General features: G+C 62.7%; 14 protein-coding genes and 1 riboswitch. Of the genes, 10 read left to right on the top strand and 4 right to left on the bottom strand.

The window, feature by feature from the left end:
* Window positions 1-44 precede the first annotated feature (44 nt).
* Window positions 45-548 carry a ferritin-like domain-containing protein gene (locus ACYVL5_RS20445; protein ID WP_460597423.1) on the bottom strand — a complete coding sequence of 168 codons (504 nt, stop codon included), beginning with the start codon at window positions 546-548 and terminating at the stop codon, window positions 45-47.
* Between the two features lie 270 nt (window positions 549-818).
* Here ACYVL5_RS20445 and ACYVL5_RS20440 point away from each other — a divergent pair, with 270 nt between their 5' ends.
* The gene (locus ACYVL5_RS20440) at window positions 819-2,012 is read left to right on the top strand and encodes a sensor histidine kinase (RefSeq protein ID WP_460597422.1); all 1,194 of its coding nucleotides are present in this window, start codon (window positions 819-821) and stop codon (window positions 2,010-2,012) included.
* Window positions 2,013-2,208: 196 nt separating this feature from the next.
* Here the strand turns inward: ACYVL5_RS20440 and ACYVL5_RS20435 are convergent, their stop codons facing one another.
* A complete protein-coding gene (locus ACYVL5_RS20435; RefSeq protein ID WP_460597421.1) occupies window positions 2,209-4,776 on the bottom strand; it encodes a PAS domain-containing protein in 2,568 nt (855 codons plus the stop codon).
* A gap of 424 nt (window positions 4,777-5,200) precedes the next feature.
* Here ACYVL5_RS20435 and ACYVL5_RS20430 point away from each other — a divergent pair, with 424 nt between their 5' ends.
* Both ACYVL5_RS20430 and ACYVL5_RS20425 read left to right on the top strand, forming a co-directional pair.
* Window positions 5,201-5,566 (top strand): DnaJ family domain-containing protein, encoded by a 366-nt coding sequence (locus tag ACYVL5_RS20430; RefSeq protein WP_460597420.1) that lies wholly within the window; start codon window positions 5,201-5,203, stop codon window positions 5,564-5,566.
* Between the two features lie 239 nt (window positions 5,567-5,805).
* Complete coding sequence (locus ACYVL5_RS20425; RefSeq protein WP_460597419.1) at window positions 5,806-9,213, top strand: PAS domain S-box protein; 3,408 nt, start codon at window positions 5,806-5,808, stop codon at window positions 9,211-9,213.
* A gap of 30 nt (window positions 9,214-9,243) precedes the next feature.
* Here ACYVL5_RS20425 and ACYVL5_RS20420 read toward each other — a convergent pair whose 3' ends face one another.
* Window positions 9,244-10,710, bottom strand: coding sequence for a phytoene desaturase family protein (locus ACYVL5_RS20420; protein ID WP_460597418.1), 1,467 nt, complete (start codon window positions 10,708-10,710; stop codon window positions 9,244-9,246).
* A 145-nt stretch (window positions 10,711-10,855) separates the two neighbouring features.
* On the opposite strand from ACYVL5_RS20420, the gene ACYVL5_RS20415 reads away from it, so the two are divergent.
* From ACYVL5_RS20415 to ligD, 3 genes are all read left to right on the top strand, one after another.
* On the top strand, window positions 10,856-11,098 hold the full coding sequence (locus ACYVL5_RS20415) for a type II toxin-antitoxin system Phd/YefM family antitoxin (RefSeq protein ID WP_460597417.1): 243 nt from the start codon (window positions 10,856-10,858) through the stop codon (window positions 11,096-11,098).
* Entirely contained in the window at window positions 11,098-11,355 is a 258-nt protein-coding gene (locus ACYVL5_RS20410) for a type II toxin-antitoxin system RelE family toxin (RefSeq protein ID WP_460597416.1), read from the top strand. Before ACYVL5_RS20415 ends, ACYVL5_RS20410 begins: the two co-directional genes overlap by 1 nt.
* A gap of 94 nt (window positions 11,356-11,449) precedes the next feature.
* The gene (gene ligD, locus ACYVL5_RS20405; protein ID WP_460597415.1) at window positions 11,450-13,066 is read left to right on the top strand and encodes a DNA ligase-like domain-containing protein; all 1,617 of its coding nucleotides are present in this window, start codon (window positions 11,450-11,452) and stop codon (window positions 13,064-13,066) included.
* A gap of 96 nt (window positions 13,067-13,162) precedes the next feature.
* On the opposite strand, the gene ACYVL5_RS20400 is transcribed toward ligD, so the two are convergent.
* Window positions 13,163-13,981, bottom strand: coding sequence for a flagellin N-terminal helical domain-containing protein (locus ACYVL5_RS20400; protein WP_460597414.1), 819 nt, complete (start codon window positions 13,979-13,981; stop codon window positions 13,163-13,165).
* A 506-nt stretch (window positions 13,982-14,487) separates the two neighbouring features.
* Window positions 14,488-14,563: riboswitch (cyclic di-GMP riboswitch) on the top strand.
* Window positions 14,564-14,696: 133 nt separating this feature from the next.
* Between ACYVL5_RS20400 and ACYVL5_RS20395 the strand changes: the two genes are divergently transcribed.
* The 4 genes from ACYVL5_RS20395 (at window position 14,697) to ACYVL5_RS20380 (ending at window position 19,199) form a co-directional block, all read left to right on the top strand.
* Complete coding sequence (locus tag ACYVL5_RS20395) at window positions 14,697-16,451, top strand: putative bifunctional diguanylate cyclase/phosphodiesterase (RefSeq protein ID WP_460597413.1); 1,755 nt, start codon at window positions 14,697-14,699, stop codon at window positions 16,449-16,451.
* Window positions 16,438-17,022, top strand: coding sequence for a DNA-3-methyladenine glycosylase I (locus tag ACYVL5_RS20390; RefSeq protein WP_460597412.1), 585 nt, complete (start codon window positions 16,438-16,440; stop codon window positions 17,020-17,022). The genes ACYVL5_RS20395 and ACYVL5_RS20390 overlap by 14 nt, the downstream gene beginning before the upstream one ends.
* Before the next feature lie 267 nt (window positions 17,023-17,289).
* Window positions 17,290-18,741 (top strand): pyruvate kinase, encoded by a 1,452-nt coding sequence (gene pyk, locus ACYVL5_RS20385; protein ID WP_460597411.1) that lies wholly within the window; start codon window positions 17,290-17,292, stop codon window positions 18,739-18,741.
* Between the two features lie 161 nt (window positions 18,742-18,902).
* The gene (locus ACYVL5_RS20380) at window positions 18,903-19,199 is read left to right on the top strand and encodes a DUF1540 domain-containing protein (RefSeq protein ID WP_460597410.1); all 297 of its coding nucleotides are present in this window, start codon (window positions 18,903-18,905) and stop codon (window positions 19,197-19,199) included.
* Window positions 19,200-19,584: the final 385 nt, after the last annotated feature.

The raw sequence follows: 19,584 nt of genomic DNA, 5'->3' as shown, positions 1-19,584 counted from the left end.
CCCCCGGCGGACCGAGGGCCTTGATCTTCAGCGGGGGGAGGGCTTCATTCCTTCATGGCCCGCACCAGCAGTTCGTAATCCTCCAAGAGCGCCTGGAGATCTTCTTCGTGCTCGACCTCCTGCTGCAGGATGGTGAGCACCATGTTGTAGGTGACCGGGTCCTTCTCGCGGGTGATGTCCAAAAGGCGCTTGTAGACGCCGATGGCGCACTGCTCTCCCTTGATGTTCTGCTCCAGGATGACCTTCACGAACGGATCGTCGGGGGCGTCGTAGCCGCAGTTGGTGTGCTGGTACCACTCCTCGGGCTTGGTCACGGGAGTGCCGCCCAGCTGGATGATGCGCAACGCCACCATGTCGGCATGGGCGAGCTCTTCGGTGGCGTGCAGGAGCAGTTCGGCCCCCACCGCGTCCTTCATCGGCCCCTTCACCAGCTTGGCACCCAGCCAGTACTGGTAATAGGCGAGCCACTCATCACAAAAAGCTTTCCTCAAGAGCTCCAGAAGCTCATTGACATCCATTCCAATTATTTCACGCCCTTTGGATCCCATCAGTTCCTCCTTCAGTCTGTTCGGTGAAGTCCCCTGGCCTCAAAAAGGCCTTCCTAGATTTTAGGGTAAAAGCCCCTACTGTCAACGCGCGTGCGGTTACGGCACTTCTGACAGAAATTTCAAAGAAAACACATTATCGTTTCAGAATGCGCTAAAGGGGGTGGCTAATTCATCCGATAGGTGTCTGGTATACATTCTGCAGAACTTGCTCTGGTTAGGATCCTGGCCGGGGGAGTACCCGGTCGAGGAACCGCAAAAGGAGGATGGGGTATGGTAGAAGTGGCAGCCTACGCCGAGCTTTGGAGCCAGGCGGAGGAGATTGTCGGGCAGCAGGTTGGCGATACCCAGTTGGTCGCCAAGGTCAACGGGCTTCTGCACCAGCTTTCCCTGTTGGACGTCGAGCTCGACCGGAAGCGGGATGAGCTTCGCCGTGAGGAACGACGTATCGAGGAGGAGCGCGCCCGCCTGAAGGATGAGAAGCTGGAGGTGGTGGGGCGTCTCGCTGCCGCCGTTGCCCACGACTTCAACAACCTGATGACCGCCGTGCTGGGCAACCTCGACCTGGCCCTCTTCCAACTCCCCGACAGCGAGCGGAAGGTTGCCGCCTACCTCGAACGCGCGGTGACCGCCGGCCGCCAGGTGGGAGCCCTGATCCAGGAGCTTCGCGCCTTCACCGGGAAGGGAGCCTTCCAGGGGTGTGCCGTCGACCTCAACGAACTGGTGGTCGGCTACACCGATTCCCTCGCTTCACGGGGCACCGAGGGGATCGAGGTCAAGGTGCGTTCGGGAGGGGCCATGCCCGTCGTGAACGCCGACCCTGCCCAGGCTTTGCAGGTGATCAGGACCCTGCTCGCCAACGCCACCGACGCCATCGGCAACGGTCCCGGCCGCATCGCGGTAAGGACCGGCGTCACCTACTGTGACCAGGACGAGCTTCGTCGTCACACGGTGGCCCCGTCCGTCACCGCGCCGGGGCGTTTCGTCTTCGTCGAGGTGTCCGATTCGGGTCCGGGAATGTCCCCGGAAACCATGCGCCGCCTCTTCGAACCGTTTTACAGCACCAAGAAAGCCCGGCGCGGCCTGGGGTTAGCCTCCGTGGCCGGTATCGTGAGGAGTCATCGCGGCCTTCTGGCGGTGGAGAGCCGGGAGGGGGTGGGCTCCACCTTCCGGGTGCTCTTCCCGGTCTTCGAGGCGCCCGAGCAGTCTCCGCGGCCGCAGCCGGAGGCAGCCGCCGGCTGCCGTGAGGTACTGGTGGTCCAGGAAAAGGACGTGGTATGCGTGCTGGGGGGGCAGGTGATCCGTCATCCTCGTCACCACCTGGGGGAAGAGCATTCCCCGGTCGAGATCTTCAAAAGCAGCGGCGACGAGATGAGCCGCATCTTCCGGGAACGGGGGCTCGCCTCCCGGGCCACCCTTACCCCCTATCACGAGCTCACCAAGAGCAAGTCCGCCCCCACCGCCTAGCGGCGGCCAGCTGCGACCTTCCCGAGAACAAACGGGGGCTGAAGATCCGCGATCTCCAGCCCCCGTTCTTATTCCTGTATCGATATCCCCTCGCCCTGAACCGCCCCCTCACCCTAGCCCTCTCCCCCGATGGGGGCGAGGGGAGATGGAAAAGCTGACCCTCTACCTCGATGGGGGCGAGGGGATATGAAAAAATTTACCCGTCGAGTGCCTGCCGCACCTTGGAGGAGAGGTCCTTCAGCGAGAATGGCTTCTGAATGAAGTTCACCTTCCCCTCCTGGACCCCGTGCTGGGCGATCACATCCGCAGTATAGCCGGACATGAAGAGACACTTGATGTCGGGGTAGAGGGTGCGGAGCAGGGAGCCCAGGTCGTTCCCGTTCATGGCCGGCATGATGACGTCGGTGATCAGGAGGTGGATCGGGTCGCGTCGCTGCGAAGCGAACCGGATCGCCTCCTCGGGAGTTCCGGCGGTCACCACCCGGTACCCCTGGTGTTCCAGCATCATCTCGGTCATCTTCAGGATGGTCGGTTCGTCCTCAACCACCAGCACGGTCTCTTTACCGCCGGCCATTTCGGTTGCCTGGCCGGGGACCTCCGCGTGGGCCTCCACCGGCTGGAAACGGGGAAGGTAGATGGAGAAGACGGTCCCGTGCCCGGGCTCGGAAAAGACGGTGATGAACCCCTGGTTCTGCTTGACGATGCCGAAGACGGTGGCGAGCCCCAGCCCGGTTCCCTTCCCCACCTCCTTGGTGGTGTAGAACGGCTCGAAGATCCGCTCCCTGGTCTGCTGGTCCATCCCGCAGCCGTCGTCGCTGACCGACAGCCGCACGTAGCTCCCGGGGGTGGCGTCCGGGTACATCTTGCAGTACGTCTCGTCGATGACCGAGTTCTGGGTCCCGATCGTGATGCGGCCGGTGTCGGCGATGGCGTCCCGGGAGTTGACACAGAGGTTGGCGAGGATCTGGTCGACCTGGCTTGGGTCGGCCTTGACCTGCCAGAGGTCGGGGGAGGGCTGCCAGGTGAGCTCGATGTCCTCGCCGATCAGGCGCTGGAGCATCTTCAGCATCCCGGATACCGTGTCGTTGAGGTTCATCACCCGCGGCGAGATGGTCTGCTTGCGGGCGAAGGCCAAAAGCTGCCGGGTCAGGTTCGCCGAGCGCTCGGCGGCGTTTCTGATGGCGATCAGGTCGTCCTGGGGGGGCTCGAAGTGCTCGAGCTTCATGAGGGCGAGCTCGGCGTGCCCCAGGATGACCCCCAGCATGTTGTTGAAGTCGTGGGCCACCCCGCCCGCCAGCCGGCCGACCGATTCCAGCTTCTGCGCCTGCTGGAGCTGGACTTCCAGGCGGTCCTTCTCCTCTTCGGTCTGCTTGAGCTCGGTGACGTCGGTGCCGAGGACGTAGAAGCCGAGCACCTTCGCGTCGACCACGTCGGGGATGTAATGGACCCAAAGGTGCCCGGTCTCTCCCCCCGGCTTCGTCAGCGAACGCTCGAAGAGCTGGTATTCCCCCTTAAGCGCGGCCCGCGCCTTCACCTCGTGTAAACGGAAGGCCTCCTCCCCGAGGAGTTCCGGAAGGGTAAGCCCCATGACCTCATTGCGCGGCCGGCCGAACCACTTTTCGTAGGCGTGGTTGGCGTAGGTGCAGCGGAGCTCCCGGTTCCAGTAGGCGACCAGGCCGGGGAGCTGGTCGGTGAGGGTGGAGAGGAACTGCTGGTTCGCCTTCAACTTCTCCTCGGCCTGCTTTCTCAGCAGTGCCTCCCCGATGTTCTTGGCCACGTCCTCCAGTGCCTCGATCGCCTCGGTCGAAAAGCGTCCGGTCTGGCGGTCATTCAACTGCAACAGGCCGACGATCCGCCCCTTGGCCCGGATCGGGATCAGCGCCACCGACCGGAAGCCGTGGTGGATGCATTCGTTTCTGGGGGCGATGCGGGGATCCTTCTCCACCGGCAGCTCCACAAAGGGAAGGGTGTCGTTGGTCCAGAAGCTTCCGCCGGGGGTGAAGAAGTCGGTTCCCTCCTGCGCGCCGCAGAGTACGGTTCCGCAGGTGCACTGCAGGGAAGGTTTTCCGTCGGGACCCAGGCAGGTTCCCCCGGCGCGGTTCTTGCCGAGCAGGGTCATCTCGGTGCCGAGGAAGGAATCGCTGAAGCCCTCCTGGTGGAAGAACGGGAAGTCGTCTCCGTCCTGGAGACGGATCCCCACCGCGTCTACGGCGGTGGAGCTCTTCACCAGGGATACCACCGCACCCAGGGCCGCCCGCTGCCCTTCGGTGTCGTTGAGGACCCGCAGGATCTGCTGCCCCATCTGGCGGAACGCGTCCCCTTTCCGGCGGGCGGTGATGTCGCGCCCAAGGTGGACACAGGCGGAAACGCCCCCGTCGGCGTCGAGGATGGGGGAGACGGTGATCTCGAAAACCTGGTCCGAGTTGGGTGCCTCGACCTGGGCCCGATGGGAGATGCCGAGCCGGACTGAGACGTGATGGGGGCAGTTGGGGGGAGGGCAGGCGGTGCCATGGATGATCTCGTAGCACGTCCTGCCGATCACCTCTTCGCGCGGGACACCGCAATGCCGTGCCAGCGCCTGGTTGGCCTGGGTGATGATGTGGTCGGTATCGATGATGGCGACCAGGTCCGGGATGGCGTCAAAGGTCGCCGCCCAGACCTCGGATTCCGAGGTGGCGGGGGGAGCGCTCCGCCCTCCGGAGGAATCGAGAGGAGATGCTTCCGTATCCCCCTCGTCGAACTGGACCATGCTTCGTCCTGCCACGGTACCCCCTTGAAACTGCGTCTGCTGGCGATGGTTTGGAATGAAAAGGCTCTGCCGGCGTTGCAAGTACTCTGCCATTTCACTGAAGGGTGCCCGGTCCGTTGGGCCGCGGCTGACCCGGAGGCAGAGGGTGCCGGCCGCATCGGCGAGGTAACCCCTTGATCGAACGTCGAAGATGCAACTCCCGCAGCGCCCGTGCCTGCCGAAGGGGGCGCCGCGTCACCGAAACTCCCCGGTACGCCCGGACGCGGTCAGTCAAAATGTTGCTAAAACGGTGGCCAGGGATGTCAAAAATGTGACCCGGTTGCCCGCCAAATCACCGGACTCGCGGACCAATTGCGGCACCGGCCGCTCTTCCCCCTTCACCTTTCCGGGTGGCAGGAAGGGATTGACGCGGCTTCCGGACGCATGCGAATATCCCGATATGGACATCTTGGCGAGCATAGCGGAAAGAAGGATTAAGGAAGCGATGGAGCGGGGGGAGTTCGACAACCTCCCGGGGAAGGGGAAGCCCCTGGTCGAGGAGGATCTCTCCGCCGTCCCGGAGGAGTTGAGGATGGCGTACAAGATCCTCAAGAACGCCGGCTGCGTCCCTCCCGAGGTGGAGCTGACCAACGAGGTGGCCTCGTTGAGGCGGCTCGTACTGGAGATGGAGGATTCCCCCGAGAAAACCAAAAGGGTGCGGGAGCTCAATTTCAAGCTGATGAAGCTGGAAATGATGCGCAAACGCCCCATCTCCCTCGATCTCCTGTCGCAGTACCAGGAGAAGATGCTGGACAAGACGAAGTGACCACCCACCCCGGCTCCCGGGGGACTGTTACATGGAACGCCATTGGCAGGAACTAATCTTAACGGGTGTCAAGGTTTCCTGACAGATCCTGCAGCTTATTGATGTTACCCTTTCCCCTCGAAGATCGATCCAACCTTGCGGGGCTCCCTTTGGAAGTCTCCCATCTCTTTTCTTCTTTCTGACGTACTTTCTCATCGATGCCGAACTGCCGGTTGATTGTTTCAGCGAGGAACATCGGCATGCCCACCTTAAAAAACATGGGTCGGTTTACCCGCAACCTTCAGTTGACGCTGATCCTGTTGATACCCTTCATCGTCGCCTTCATCCTGTACGTCAATGCGGAAAAAGAAATCGACCGCGCGAACACCGAGCGCTACGATTCCTACGTCCTCGCCGACGAACTGCGTCAGACTTCGGATGACCTCACCCTGTTTGCCCGCACCTACGTGCTGACCCTCGACCCGCAGTATAAACGGATCTACCGGGACATCCTCGACATCCGCAACGGGGTGAAGCCACGTCCGAAGGCCTACAACAGGATCTACTGGGATCTCGTGGTCGGTGACGGCAAGGCGCCTCGCCCCAATTCCTCGCTGTCGGTCCCGCTGCTGGAGCTGATGCGCGAAAATGGCTTTTCGGACGCGGAGATGGCGAAACTGACCGAGGCCAAGGTCAATTCGGACCGGTTGGCAACCCTGGAACTCGAGGCGATGCGACTGGCCGAATCGACCGGGCCACGTGCGGAAGCCGACCGTGTCGCCGCCCGCCTGATGCTGCATGACCCGCGCTACCATGAAGGGAAGGCCCGTATCATGAGGCCCATTGACGACTTTTACCTCATGGTCGATCGGCGCACGACAGGCGCCATCACCAAGGCCGCAAACTGGGCGCGGTTCCTGCGTTACCTGTTCATCTGCGTGACCGGGGGGCTGCTCTTCATGCTGTGGCGTACCTATCGGGCGGTGTACGAAACGCTGGGGGGGACGCCGGACGAGGTCTCTTTCCATATCGCCAGGATGGGGCAAAGTGACTTTTCCTCGACCATTCCGGTTGATCGCTCGTCGGGGCCCAGTGTCATGAAGTCCCTGGCGGAAACGCAGTCGAAACTGGCCGAGGCGGAGCGTGAGCGGCTGCGGACCGAGAAGCTTCAAGGGCAGATCCTCGCCATCGTGGAGTACTCCAACGACGCCATCATAAGCAAGACCATCGACGGGATCATCACCAGTTGGAACCCCGCCGCGGAGAGGCTCTTCGGCTATACCGAGCTCGAGATGGTCGGGCAGTCGATGACGGTGCTCATCCCGCCGGAGCGCTGGGACGAGGAGCGGCAGATTCTCGCCAAGATCGGCGACGGCCAAATCATCGAGCACTTCGAGACCTACCGGAGAAGAAAAGACGGCGAGATCGTCCCGGTATCGGTCTCCATATCCCCCATCCGGGATGCCTCGGGCGCCATCATCGGGGCCTCCAAGATCGCCAGGGACATCAGCACACGCAGGCAGGCGGAGGCCTACCGGCGCATGGGGCAGGATATCCTCCTCGCCCTCAACGACATGGAGAGCAAGCAAGCCGCCATCCAGCAGGTGATACGGCTGGTGAAATCAGCCACCGGCGTCGACGCGGTCGGCATCAGGCTGCAAAGCGAGGACGACTATCCGTACTTCTACCAGGAGGGGTTCGCCCCCGAATTCGTGCGGAAGGAGAACTCGGTGGTGGCCAGAACCCGCGAGGGTGGAGTATGCCGCGATTGCGACGGGAACATCTGCCTGGAGTGCACCTGCGGCCTCGTCATCTCAGGAAAAACCGACCCCTCCCACCCTCTCTTCACCGAGCGTGGAAGTTCGTGGACCAACGACTCGGCACCCTTTCTCGACGTACCTGCCGACGAAGACCCCCGGGACAATCCCAGGAACGAATGCATACACCAGGGATACGCCTCGGTCGCCCTGATCCCGATAAAGGCCAAGGGAGTGGTCGTCGGCTTGCTGCAGTTGAACGATCGCCGCAAGGACAGCTTCTCGGTCGAGAGGATCCACATCCTCGAAGACATCGCCGAGAATATCGGCGAGGCGATGCTGCGCAAGCAGGCCGAGGATGAGTTGCGGAAAAGCAAGGACCTGGTCTTGAGCCTCTTGCAGAGCACCGACCAGGGGATTTACGGCATCGACCGGGCCGGCGACTGTATCTTCATCAACAACTCCGCTCTCGACATGCTCGGGTATCGGTCGGGTGACTGTCTCGGCAAGAACATGCACCTTCTCATTCACCATAAAAGAAGCGACGGCACGCCGTACCCCGAGGAAGAGTGTCCCGTATTCCAAAGGAACTTCCCCCGGGAGGGGTGCCGCGTGGATGACGAGGTCTTCTGGCGCGCCGACGGCTCCTCCTTCCCCGCCGAGTACTCTGCCTATGCCCTCTTAGACGACGAAGAGGTCACGGGGGCGGTGGTCTCTTTCGCGGACATCTCTTCACGCGTGGCGGCGGAGGCCGAGAAAAGGGAGCTCGAGTCCCAGCTCCACCAGGCACAAAAGATGGAATCGATCGGCAGCCTGGCCGGGGGGATCGCTCACGACTTCAACAACAAGCTGAGCGTCATCCTCGGCTGTACCTATCTTGCCGAGGTGGAACAGGATCCTCCCCGGTGGCAGGCCATGCTCCAGGAGATCCGGAAGGCTGCCGAGCAGTCGGCGGACCTGACCCGCCAGTTGCTGGCCTTCGCCCGCAAGCAGGTGATCACTCCGCGGGCGCTGGATCTCAACGTGGTCATCAGCGGCATGCTCAAAATGCTCACCCGGCTGATCGGGGAAAACATCAGGCTCGACTGGCAATCGAAGGGGGATCTGTGGCCGGTCAAGCTGGACCCGTCCCAGGTCGACCAGCTCCTGGCCAACCTCTGCGTGAACGCCCGGGATTCCATCGTGGAGAACGGCCGCGTCACCATCGAGGTCGCCAACCGTTCCATAGACGCCACCTACTGCGTCAGCCACCTCGAGGCCACTCCCGGCGACTACGTCCGCATCGCGGTGAGCGACAACGGCTGCGGGATGAGCAGGGATGTCCAGGCCCGCATCTTCGAACCGTTTTTCACCACCAAGGCCCAGGGGTCGGGAACCGGGCTGGGGCTCGCCACCGTTTTTGGAATCGTCAAACAAAATGGCGGCTTTATCAACGTCTACAGCGAGCCGGGGCTGGGAAGCACCTTTTCCCTCTACTTCCCGAGGTATTCCGGCGGGCTCGCGGCCGATGGGGACGACACCACGGTCAAGGAGGCCCCGTTCGGCAAGGAAACGGTGCTGCTCGTGGAGGACGATGCCGCCATCCTCAGCGTGGTCGGCAAGACCCTTGAGATGCAGGGATACCTCGTCCTGGCGGCGGGGAACTTCGACCAGGCCATGACGCTGGCCGGCCAGAATTCCCACCGGATACGGTTGCTGATAACGGACGTGGTGATGCCGGAGGTAAACGGGAGGGAACTGTGCGACGCGGTGAATTCAATCTGCCCTGAGGTCCGCTGCCTTTTCATGTCGGGGTACACCGAAGACATCATCGGTCATCATGGGGTTTTGGAGCCGGGTGTGCACTTCATCCAGAAACCGTTCTCGCTCCCGGAGCTGGCCACCAAGGTCCGCAGTATCCTGGACGGCTGAGGTGCCGGAGAGCTGTCATCCCGCTTCCCGCTACCCCTTTTTGCCGTGGGCTTCTTTGTCTATCGCGCAGCGGGCTGCCAGGTAGCCGCACATGCCGTGGACGCCGCCGCCGGGAGGGGTGGAGGATGAGCAGATGAAGATGCCGGGATCGGGGGTGGCGTAGGGGCGTGGCCCCGCCACCGGGCGGGCGATCATCTGGCGGAGATCCTGGACGCCGCCGTTGATGTCCCCGCCGACGAAGTTCCGGTCGTACTCCTGGTAGCCGGCCGTGTTCCGCACGTGCCGGGCCAGGACGAGCTCGCGGAAGCCGGGAGCGAAGCGTTCCACCTGGGCCTCGATCCGCTCGGTCATGTCGAAGGTGGAGCCGCTGGGGACGTGGCAGTAGGCCCAGCCGGTATGCTTCCCCTCCGGCGCGCGTCCCGGATCGAAGAGGCTCTGCTGGGCCAGCAGCACGAACGGGTGCACCGGGTGCTTCCCCTCCCAGATCTCCCGCTCGCATGACGCGATCTCCTCCAGGGTCCCCCCCAGGTGCACCGTGGCGCTCCTCGCGCACTCCCCTGCCCGCCAAGGAATCGGACCCGCCAAGGCCCAGTCGACCTTGAAAATTCCCGGCCCGTAGCGGTAGGCCGCCAGCAGCCGGCGGTAGCGGTCGTCGAACCCGCTCCCGGCGATCTCCAACAGCTGCCGCGGGGTCACGTCCAGTATCACCAGGGCCCCCGGTGGCAGGTCGAGGACGGAGGCGACCCTGGTGCCGGTACGGACGTCTCCGCCGAGAGAGACCAGGTAATCGGCGAGCGCCCGGGAGATGGCTGCCGACCCCCCTGCCGCCACCGGCCAACCGGCCGCGTGACCGAGTATCCCTAAAACCAGGCCGAACGCCGCGCTTCCCGGCTTGTCCAGCGGAAGAAAGGAATGGGCGGAGAGCCCGGCGAAGAGGGCCCGGCCGCGGCTCCCCTTGAAGACGTCACGGGCCAGTCCCTCGGCCGGCCTGATGGCGTTCAATCCGAAGCGCCCCATCAGGACCGGATGCTTCGGGACCCCCACGACCGGCCGCAGGATGTCGGGGGCGAGATCGGCCCAACCGGCCACCAGGGGCGAGAAGAGGTGATGGTAGGCGTCGGCATCCTCCTTGTCGAGGGTCCCGGCGGTCACCGCCACGTCCCGCTCCAGCATGGCCGCGGTGCCGTCGTCGAAGGGATGGGCGAGGGGCGCCGCGGGATGGATCCACCTGAGGCCGAAGTCCGCCAGCGGGAGCTGGTTGAAAAACGGCGAGCTGGCGGCCAGGGGATGGATGGCCGAACAGACGTCGTGGCAAAAGCCGGGTAGGGTGAGTTCCATGGTCCGGGTGCCGCCCCCGATGGTGTCCGCCGCCTCCAGTACGGTGACCCGGAACCCGGACCGCGCCATCTCGACCGCCGCCGCCAGACCGTTGGGCCCCGCTCCCACCACGATCACTTCACGCCCGCGACTCTCACCGCTTGCCGCTTTCTCCGTCATGGCACGCCTCCGCTATCCGCCGCTTGGATCATACCGAGTCATCCCGCCATCTTTTGCCCTATGGCTATATGCTGGAACTCCCTTCCTAGCCTGTCAAGGTAGTGGTATAACCAGATTAGCTTGAACAGCTAATAGGGAGGTTGCTATGAAGGGGATTGCAGCGACGGAAGCCAAGAACCGGTTCGGTCAATTGCTGGAGATGGCGATGAAGGAGCCTGTGGCGATCGAGAAAAAGGATCGGCCGGTGGCTGTTCTCATTTCATACGCTGAGTACGAACGCCTGCTTCAGTTCGAGGATCGCTACTGGGGCGACCAGGCTTTAAAGGCGCTGGGCAGCGGGATGGTAGCGGAACCTGATGCTGTGACGTGGATCAAGGAGAAGTTGTAATGCTGCGTCTGGAATTGACGCGGGACGCGCAGAAATTCCTCGATCGACTCCCCCCTAAGCAATTTCGGCAGGTGGTTCAAAAAATCTTCTCCTTGCTTCAAGATCCGACTCCTCACGACTCCAAACAACTCAAGGGGTACCAATTTCTGCGCGTCGATATCGGTGAATACCGTGTCGTTTACGACGTCAATGAGGGCGCGTTGCGCCTCATCGTGGGCGGAAAACGTAACGACGATGAGGTGTACAAAAAAGCGTAGGGCGAGCGCCTCGTGCCCCACGCTCACCCTACGATCCCGGCCCGCCGGCCGCCGCTTCTTCCGTTGTATAATCGTGGTGAGCCGGTGAAACGCCATGAGTGACCCATCAACCAAACTTGCCTCGCTGGAAGAGTACCGCCGGAAGCGGGATTTCAGCCGCACCCCGGAGCCCTTGGGCAACGAAGGGGGAGACGAAAACCTCTTCGTGATCCAAAAGCACGCCGCTTCGCACCTGCACTACGATCTACGCCTCCGCCTGCACGGCGCCCTCAAAAGCTGGGCCCTCAGCAAAGGCCCCTCCCTCGATCCGGGCCAGCATAGGTTGGCCAACCAGGTCGAAGATCATCCGATCGAATACGCCGGTTTTGAAGGTGTCATCCCCGCCGGGAACTACGGCGCCGGTACGGTGCTGATCTGGGACCGCGGGACCTGGGAGCCTTTGGAGGGGGGAAAGGGCGCCTACTACCACGGACGGCTCCACTTCATCCTGCACGGCGAGCGGCTGAAGGGGAGTTGGACGCTGACCCGCGAGGAGCCGGGGTCGAAGAGATGGATCCTGGTGAAGGACCCGGACGACTTTGCCACCCAGCAGGATGTGCTGGCCCAGGCGACCAGCGTGGTGAGCGGCCGCACGCTCGAGGAGGTGGCCGCCGACCGCGACCGGCTCTGGAGCAGCGAGGCGGGCGAGATCCCGCCGGAAAGTCCCCCCGGTTTCGGCCATCCCCCCGGAGCAAGCCTCCCCGACTTCGTCGAGCCCGAGGCCGCCACCTTGGTGGACCGCCCTCCCCCCGGCGATGGCTGGCTGCACGAGATCAAGTACGACGGCTACCGGATGGGGTGCCGTATCGACCGCGACGGGAAGGGGATCCGCTTCTATACCCGCAAAGGGTACGATTTCACCGACCGGCTTCCCACCCTGGCCGCCGCGGCCGGGAAGCTCAGGCTCTCCCGTGGATGGCTCGACGGCGAAATCGTCGTCTTCACCTCCGAAGGAAAATCCGATTTCCACGCCCTCCAGAACGCCTTCCGTGGTGGCAACGACCGCAACGTCGTCTACCTGGTCTTCGACCTCCTCAACTACGAGGGGTACGACATCCGCGGCGCTCCTCTCACCGAACGAAAGATGCTCCTCGCCGAACTGATCCCCCCCGACAGTTCCATCCGGTACGTCGATCACGTCACGGGGCAGGGGGAGGATTTCTACCAGGCCGTCTGCGACCGCAACATCGAGGGGATCGTCAGCAAGCGCGTCGATTCGCAGTACGTCTCCCAGCGCTCCCGGGACTGGGTGAAGACCCGCTGTGCCCAACGCCAGGAATTCGTGGTCGGGGGATACACCGAATCAGGTGCCGGAAGGCCGTTCGGTTCCCTGCTGGCGGGGTACTTCGACCAGGAGGGGAGGCTCGTCTTCGCCGGCAAGATCAAGACCGGCTACCGGCCGTCGGAGAGCGGGGAGCTTTTGAAAACGCTGGAAAAGTACGAGCAGCCGGAGCCGGCCTTCGACAATCCCCCCTCCGGGATCGAATACCGCAACCCGCACTGGCTGCGGCCTGAGCTGGTGGCGGAGGTGGCCTTCGGGGAGATCTCGGGGAGTGGCCTATTGCGTCATGCCTCCTTCAAGGGGCTCAGGATGGACAAGAGCGCTGCCGAGGTACGGCTGGAGCCCATCCTCACCCTGGCCCTCTCCCCCGATGGGGGCGAGGGGGGATGAAGTGAGGGCCGCTGCCCGAAATAAAGGTGAGGAAAACGAAAAAGGGCCCAGCCTCCTGGCTGGACCCTTTTATCGGTGCATCTGCGTTCCGTGCGCTTAGAACAGCCTGAGGACTGCCTGGGCTGCCTGAGAAGACATGGAGAGCGAGGTGGTGCCCAGAGACTGACGGGTCTGCAGCATCAGCATGTTGGCGCCTTCCTGGTTCATGTCGGCCAGGGTCAAGTTGTCCGCACCGGTCTGCAGCGTGTTGATCATGCTGTCGGTGAAGTTCTGACGGGTGGTGATGATGTTCAGGTTGGCGGCCAGGGTCTGGGTGTTGGTCCTCAGGGTGGTGATCGCCGAGTCCATCTTCGCCGAGTCGGAGGTGATGTCGGAAGTGGTCTGCCAGTTGTTGCTGGCGCCGGAGAGGCTGAGACCGGTGGCGTTGGCCTGGAAGCCGATGACCTGCAGGGTGGAGGTGGCCTTCTCGTTGAAGTTGACGGTCAGGGTGTTGACCGAGCTCAGCAGGTTGAGGCCCTGGTACCCGGAGTCGGACGACAGGTTGTCGATCTGGCTGCGGATGGTGTCGTACTGGGATGCCAGCTTGGACTGCACGTTGGTATCGGAGGTGGAGAGGGCGGAGGTGGCGATACCTTTGGCTGCCTGGATCAGACCGGTGATGGCGGTGATGCCGGCGTTGGCGGCGTTAACGGTCTGGACCGCTTCGGACAGGCCGTCCTTGCGGTCGGCAAGGTCGCTGGCGCGCTGGTTGGCGTTTTGTGCCGCGAAATAGTTGGTCGGGTTGTCGAGTGCGCTGTTGACGTTTTTGCCCGAAGACAGCCTCTGCTGGGTCCTGTTCAAAAGCTGGCTGGTCTGCTGGAGATTGAGAAGGTTGGTCCTCATGCCTGCGGTGAGAGAGATGTCGCTGACGCTCATGGTGATACTCCTTTCTTGGTTTTGCTCTGCCATTCTTGGCAGAGGTTGGTGTTGGTGCTGCGCCTGTTGTCAAAGAAACTGGATCAAAGCCGGTCGCGTACCTTGGGCCACACTAACAAAATCACGGAGACCGCCATTCTGGTTGTCATCCGCCGTGACAGATGGTCGTGCAGTCGATACAGGACTGCTTATCGCCGCGTCAAAAAATTACTTTAGGAGTTTTTTCGCCGATTTCTTTGTGTTTATAAGCACTTAATAGAATCGATTAACGTGCGGTGGGGAATATGAGAAGGTATCATTAAGTATTACCGATAATACCTGGGCGGGAGTCGCCGAAGGCCGGGCGGGGAGCGGGTTTGCCGCACTTTTTGCGTTTAATTCATTTGACTTTTCGGACATGTTCTGGTTTAACGCAGTGATAAGAATTTCGACAATGGTGACAGCGGTAATACTTTCCGGGTAATTTTATGTCATAGCAATCGAAGTCTCATACATCACAGATAGATACACGATAATACTAAACCACTCGCGAGGGTGGGGCGGAAAGCCATAGGGTCTCACGCAGACAGCCGGGTTGCCGAAATATCTCTGACAAGGATTGCGGCGACCCTTTTTTTTTGATGGAGCATTAAAGCCGGCTCATCGGTCGCGGCAGCCACCTCAGCAGATGTTTCCCCCCTCCCTCCGGCTGCAATACCACAGGAGCTGCACCTCGATGCCTGACACCGCGAATCTGCACCTGGAAACTCCGATCATGCTGGGGGCCTACGAGCATCTCAAGGAACTCCAGCAGGACCAGGAGAGCCTCGACATGCTCATGAAGGCCATCGAGTGCCTCCCCATCCAGACCGGCATCACGGTGACCGACATGCATGGCAGGATCCTGTACGTGAACGCGGTGCAGGCCGCCATGCACGGCTACCGCTCCGCCGAGCTCCTCGGCGAGGATGCCGACCTCTTTTCGCAGCCGGGCGACGCCGTCATCTTCCGCCAGCTGGCCCTGGCCGGCACCTCCATCACCAATCTCGAGTGCCAAAACGTCAAGAAAAGCGGCGCCCGCTTTCCGGTCGTCATAAATTCCACCCCGCTTCGCAACGCCCGCGGCCGCTGCATCGCGGTAGTCACCGCCTGCGAGGACATCACCGGGCTCAAGGCCTCGGAGAAGCAGATCGAGCAGCTCTCCTACTACGACCCCATCAGCGGTCTCCCCAACCGGACGCTCTTTCTCACCCGGCTGGAGAAGGCCCTGGACCTCGCCCGCCGCAACGGGCGCGGAGTGGCCGTCTTCTTCCTGGACCTCGACAACTTCAAGTACCTGCTCGATACCAGGGGGCACGCCTTCGGCGACCAGCTCCTGAAGGAGGTCGGGCGCCGGCTGACCGTGCATCTGCGCGAGGTGCACGGCTTGGGGCACCTGGGGACCGATCAGTTCCTGGTCATGCTTCCCACCTCCGGGGAGGAGGACGCCGCCATCGAAGCCGGCAGGCTCCAGGCGCTCTTCGCCACCCCCTTCACCATCGACGGGGTGGAGATCGCCAGTTCCGCGAGCATCGGCATCGCCCTCTATCCTGACGACGGCCACTTGGTCGACGACATGCTGAGATGCTCCGATTCCGCCATGTCCCACGCCAAGCAGGAAGGGAAGGGGAACTGCCAGTTCTACTCCCATGAGATCAACAGCAGGAGGATGCGCCGGGTGGCGTTGGAGAACAGCATCCGGCGCGGGCTTTCCTTAGGCGAGTTCTCCCTCCACTACCAGCCGCAGTGGGACCTGAAGAGCGACCGCCTGGTCGGGGTCGAGGCGCTTTTGCGCTGGGAGAGCGCCCAGTTCGGAACCGTTACCCCCGACGAATTCATCCCCATCGCCGAGATGTCCGGCCTCATCATGGACCTGGGCGAGATGGTCTTGACCGCCGCCTGCCTGCAGGCCAAGGCCTGGGCCGAGACCCTGGGCGGGTTGAAGGTGGCCGTCAACATCTCCGGCCGGCAGTTCGGCCACCCCGATTTCCTCTCCTCGGTGGCGCGCATCGTCGAAAAGACCGGAGTCCACCCCTCCTCCCTGGAGCTCGAGTTCACCGAGAGCGTCATCATGTCCAAGGCAAGCCGCAACATCGAGTCGCTGCGGGCCCTGAAGGAGATGGGGATGCAGCTTGCCATCGACGACTTCGGGACCGGCTATTCCTCGCTTAGCTACCTGAAGCACTTCCCCATCGACGTCATCAAGATCGATCGCTCCTTCATCGGGGAATCGTTGGCCGACGGCGACGACGCGGCCATCGTGGAGGCCATCATCAGCATGGGGCACAGCATGAAGCTCAAGGTGGTTGCCGAAGGGGTGGAGAGCGCCGAACAGCTGCAGTTTTTGAAGGAGCTCGGCTGCGACGGCGCCCAGGGGTTTTTCCTCGCCCCTCCCATGACTTCCGAAGAGCTGCGCAAAAGGGTCGAGGTGGACCGCCGTGCCACTGCCTGAGGGTGAAATCACGCGCTGTTCCTGGTCGGGCAGCGATCCGCTGTACCGGGATTACCACGACCTCGAGTGGGGGGTGCCGGTTCACGACGACCGCCGGCTGTTCGAGTTCCTCACCCTCGAGGGGGCCCAGGCCGGGCTTTCCTGGCTGACCATCCTCAGAAAACGGGAGGGGTACCGCCGCGCCTTTGACGGGTTCGATCCCGAGGCGGTGGCCCGCTTCGGCGAGGCCGACTTCCGCCGCCTGATGGAGGACCCCTCCATCGTGCGCAACCGCCTGAAGATCTCCTCCACCATGGACAACGCCCGCGCCTTTCTCGCCATCCGGGAAGGGTTCGGCTCCTTCGACGCCTACCTCTGGCGCTTCGTGGACGGCGTCCCCGTCCAAAACGCCTGGAGGACCCTCTCCGAAGTCCCCGCTTCCACCCCCCTCTCCGATGCCTTGAGCCGCGATTTGAAGAAGCGGGGATTCCGCTTCGTCGGCACCACCATCTGCTATTCCCTCATGCAGGCCGTCGGCCTTGTCAACGATCACACCACCGACTGTTTCAGGTGGAAAGAGCTGCGGCGATAACTGTAATCGGGGGGCTTCGGTTGGGTCCCCGCGTGGCACAATTCGGGGCCTCCATGGTCGGGACGCCGACAGGCCGTGCAGGTCGGCCCGCCATTGACAGCAGGGTGCCGGGCACCGATGTATACGGTATCTTTGTCGATGCGGATTAGTCTGTGCTCATCGTACGGCTCTTTTTCGTAATTAAGCGTTTGCCTCTCCTCTCAAATTCAGGTACTTTTTCACCAGCGGCGTAAGCCGCAATTTATGTTTATGAAGGGACATAACAGTATGTTACGACGTACCAAGATTGTCGCCACCGTAGGTCCAGCCTCCGACTCGCCGGAAAGGCTCAACGCCCTCATGCAGGCCGGGGTCAACGTCTTCCGTCTCAATTTTTCCCACGGCGGCCACGCCAACAAGGCGGAAGTGATCCGCACCATCCGTGAGATCTCGCTCCAGCACCAGCGCGCGGTCGCCATCCTGGGGGACCTGCAGGGACCCAAGATCCGCACCGGGCTCATGGAGGGGGGCGCCTTCGATCTCGTCACCGGCAGCGAGGTGGTGGTCACCACCCGCGATGTCCTCGGCGTGGGGAACACCATCCCCACCATCTACCGCGGGCTTCCCAACGACGTGGTCGCGGGGGACCGCATCCTCCTCGACGACGGCCTCATGGAGCTGAAGGTCCTCGGTGTCGACGGCCAGGACGTGCGCTGCCAGGTGATCACCGGCGGCATCCTCAAGGACCGCAAGGGGATGAACCTCCCCGGTGTCAACGTCTCCACCCCCGCCCTCACCGACAAGGACCGCGAGGACCTCGACTTCTGTATCCGGCAGGAGCTCGATTACGTGGCCCTCTCCTTCGTGCGTCACCCCGCCGACGTGGTAGAGCTCAAGCAGATCCTCAAGCAGCGCAATTCCGACCTGCGGGTGATCGCCAAGATCGAGAAGCCGGAGGCGGTGACCAACTTCGACGCCATCCTGGAGGTCTCCGACGGCGCCATGGTGGCCCGCGGCGATCTCGGCGTCGAGATCAATCCGGAGAAGGTCCCCCTCATCCAGAAGCGGATCATCCGTGCCTGCAACCAGGCCGGCAAGCCGGTCATCACCGCCACCCAGATGCTCGAGAGCATGGTGCTGAATCCCCGCCCCACCAGGGCCGAGGTTTCCGACGTGGCCAACGCCATCCTCGACGGGACCGATGCGGTCATGCTCTCCGCCGAGACGGCCTCCGGGAAGTATCCGGTGGAAGCGGTCTACATGATGGCCCAGGTGGCCGGGGACGTGGAGGGGGACCCCGCGCTCAAGCAGCAGGTCTTCCGCACCTTCACCGACGAGGATTCGCCGAACCTCTCGGAGGTGATCGGACAGGCTGCCTGCCGGGTCGCCGAGAGCGTCAGCGCGGCCGCCATCCTGGCCTTCACCCAGACCGGCAGCACCGCCGCCCTGGTCTCCAAGTACCGCCCGTCGGTTCCCATCGTGGCGGTGACCCCCAACACCAAGGTCCGCCGCCGCCTCGCCCTCTACGCCAGCGTCAGGTCGCTCAGGGTCGACATCGAGGGGGATACCGAGGCGCAGATCAGGTCGGTCGAGGAGGCGGTCCTTTCCCGCGGCGGGTTCAAGAAGGGGGACGTGGTGGTGATCACCATGGGAAGCCCGCTATCCGCCCCGGGTACCACCAACCTCTTGAAGGTGCACCGCCTCGGCATGCCCGATTTCTACGGGCAGGTGGAGGGGTAGGACCGCCTGCCGTGCCCATCAGCCGATCTCCCTGCCACGCGCAACAACTGGTGCCGCCGCATCGAGAAATCGGTTCGGCGGCGGGGAAGCCGCCTTGACTATCCATGGTCAAATGTTAAAAACTTCTTATGCGTGAAGGGGGCGGTGATAAGGAGACGCTGATGGAGAAAAACATGGTCAAGATCGTTTCGTGCGACGTAACCGATTGCTCATACAACAAGCATAACGCCTGCCACACCCTGGCCATCACGGTGGGTGGTCCTGCCGATCCGTGCCCGAGCTGCGACACCTACCTGCACGGCAACCAGAAGGGTGGCCTGCTCGACGTGCAGGGGGGGATCGGTGCCTGCAAGGTCGAAAACTGCACCTTCAACCAATCACTCGAATGCAACGCGCCCGGCGTGAAGGTGGGGGTACACGAGTCACACCCGGACTGCATGACCTACAAGTCGAGGTAACCTCCGCCCTTTTGGGAGCCCGCTCCCGCTACCCTGCCTCCCCCTTCCGCCTTTCACTCGTCTACTTTCAGGTGATGATCGCCCCCTTCCCCCCCTTCGTCCCTTCGGGCGAGCGGGGGGCGGGGAAGATGGATGCGCCCTCACCCCGCTCGGGCCCCCTTCCCGGGGGGCCTCGAGACGGTACGAGGGGGAACTGGGAGGATCGACATTTAGCGCATCTTCGGTATCCTTTGTCTGCCGGATACGGCCATAACACTACCTGATTAGCGCCAATCTTCCGCTGGAAGACAAGCGCGACATATTACGTCGTAGGTGGTTCATATAATCACGGCACATTCCATCCGAGGAGGCTGCCGTGAAGAATCGTTTCCAGTTCCAGTCAGGC

This window comes from Geomonas sp. Red276, assembly GCF_054784495.1.
Note: the sequence above shows the minus strand (reverse complement) of the source record. Positions and strands in the feature narration are given on the sequence as shown.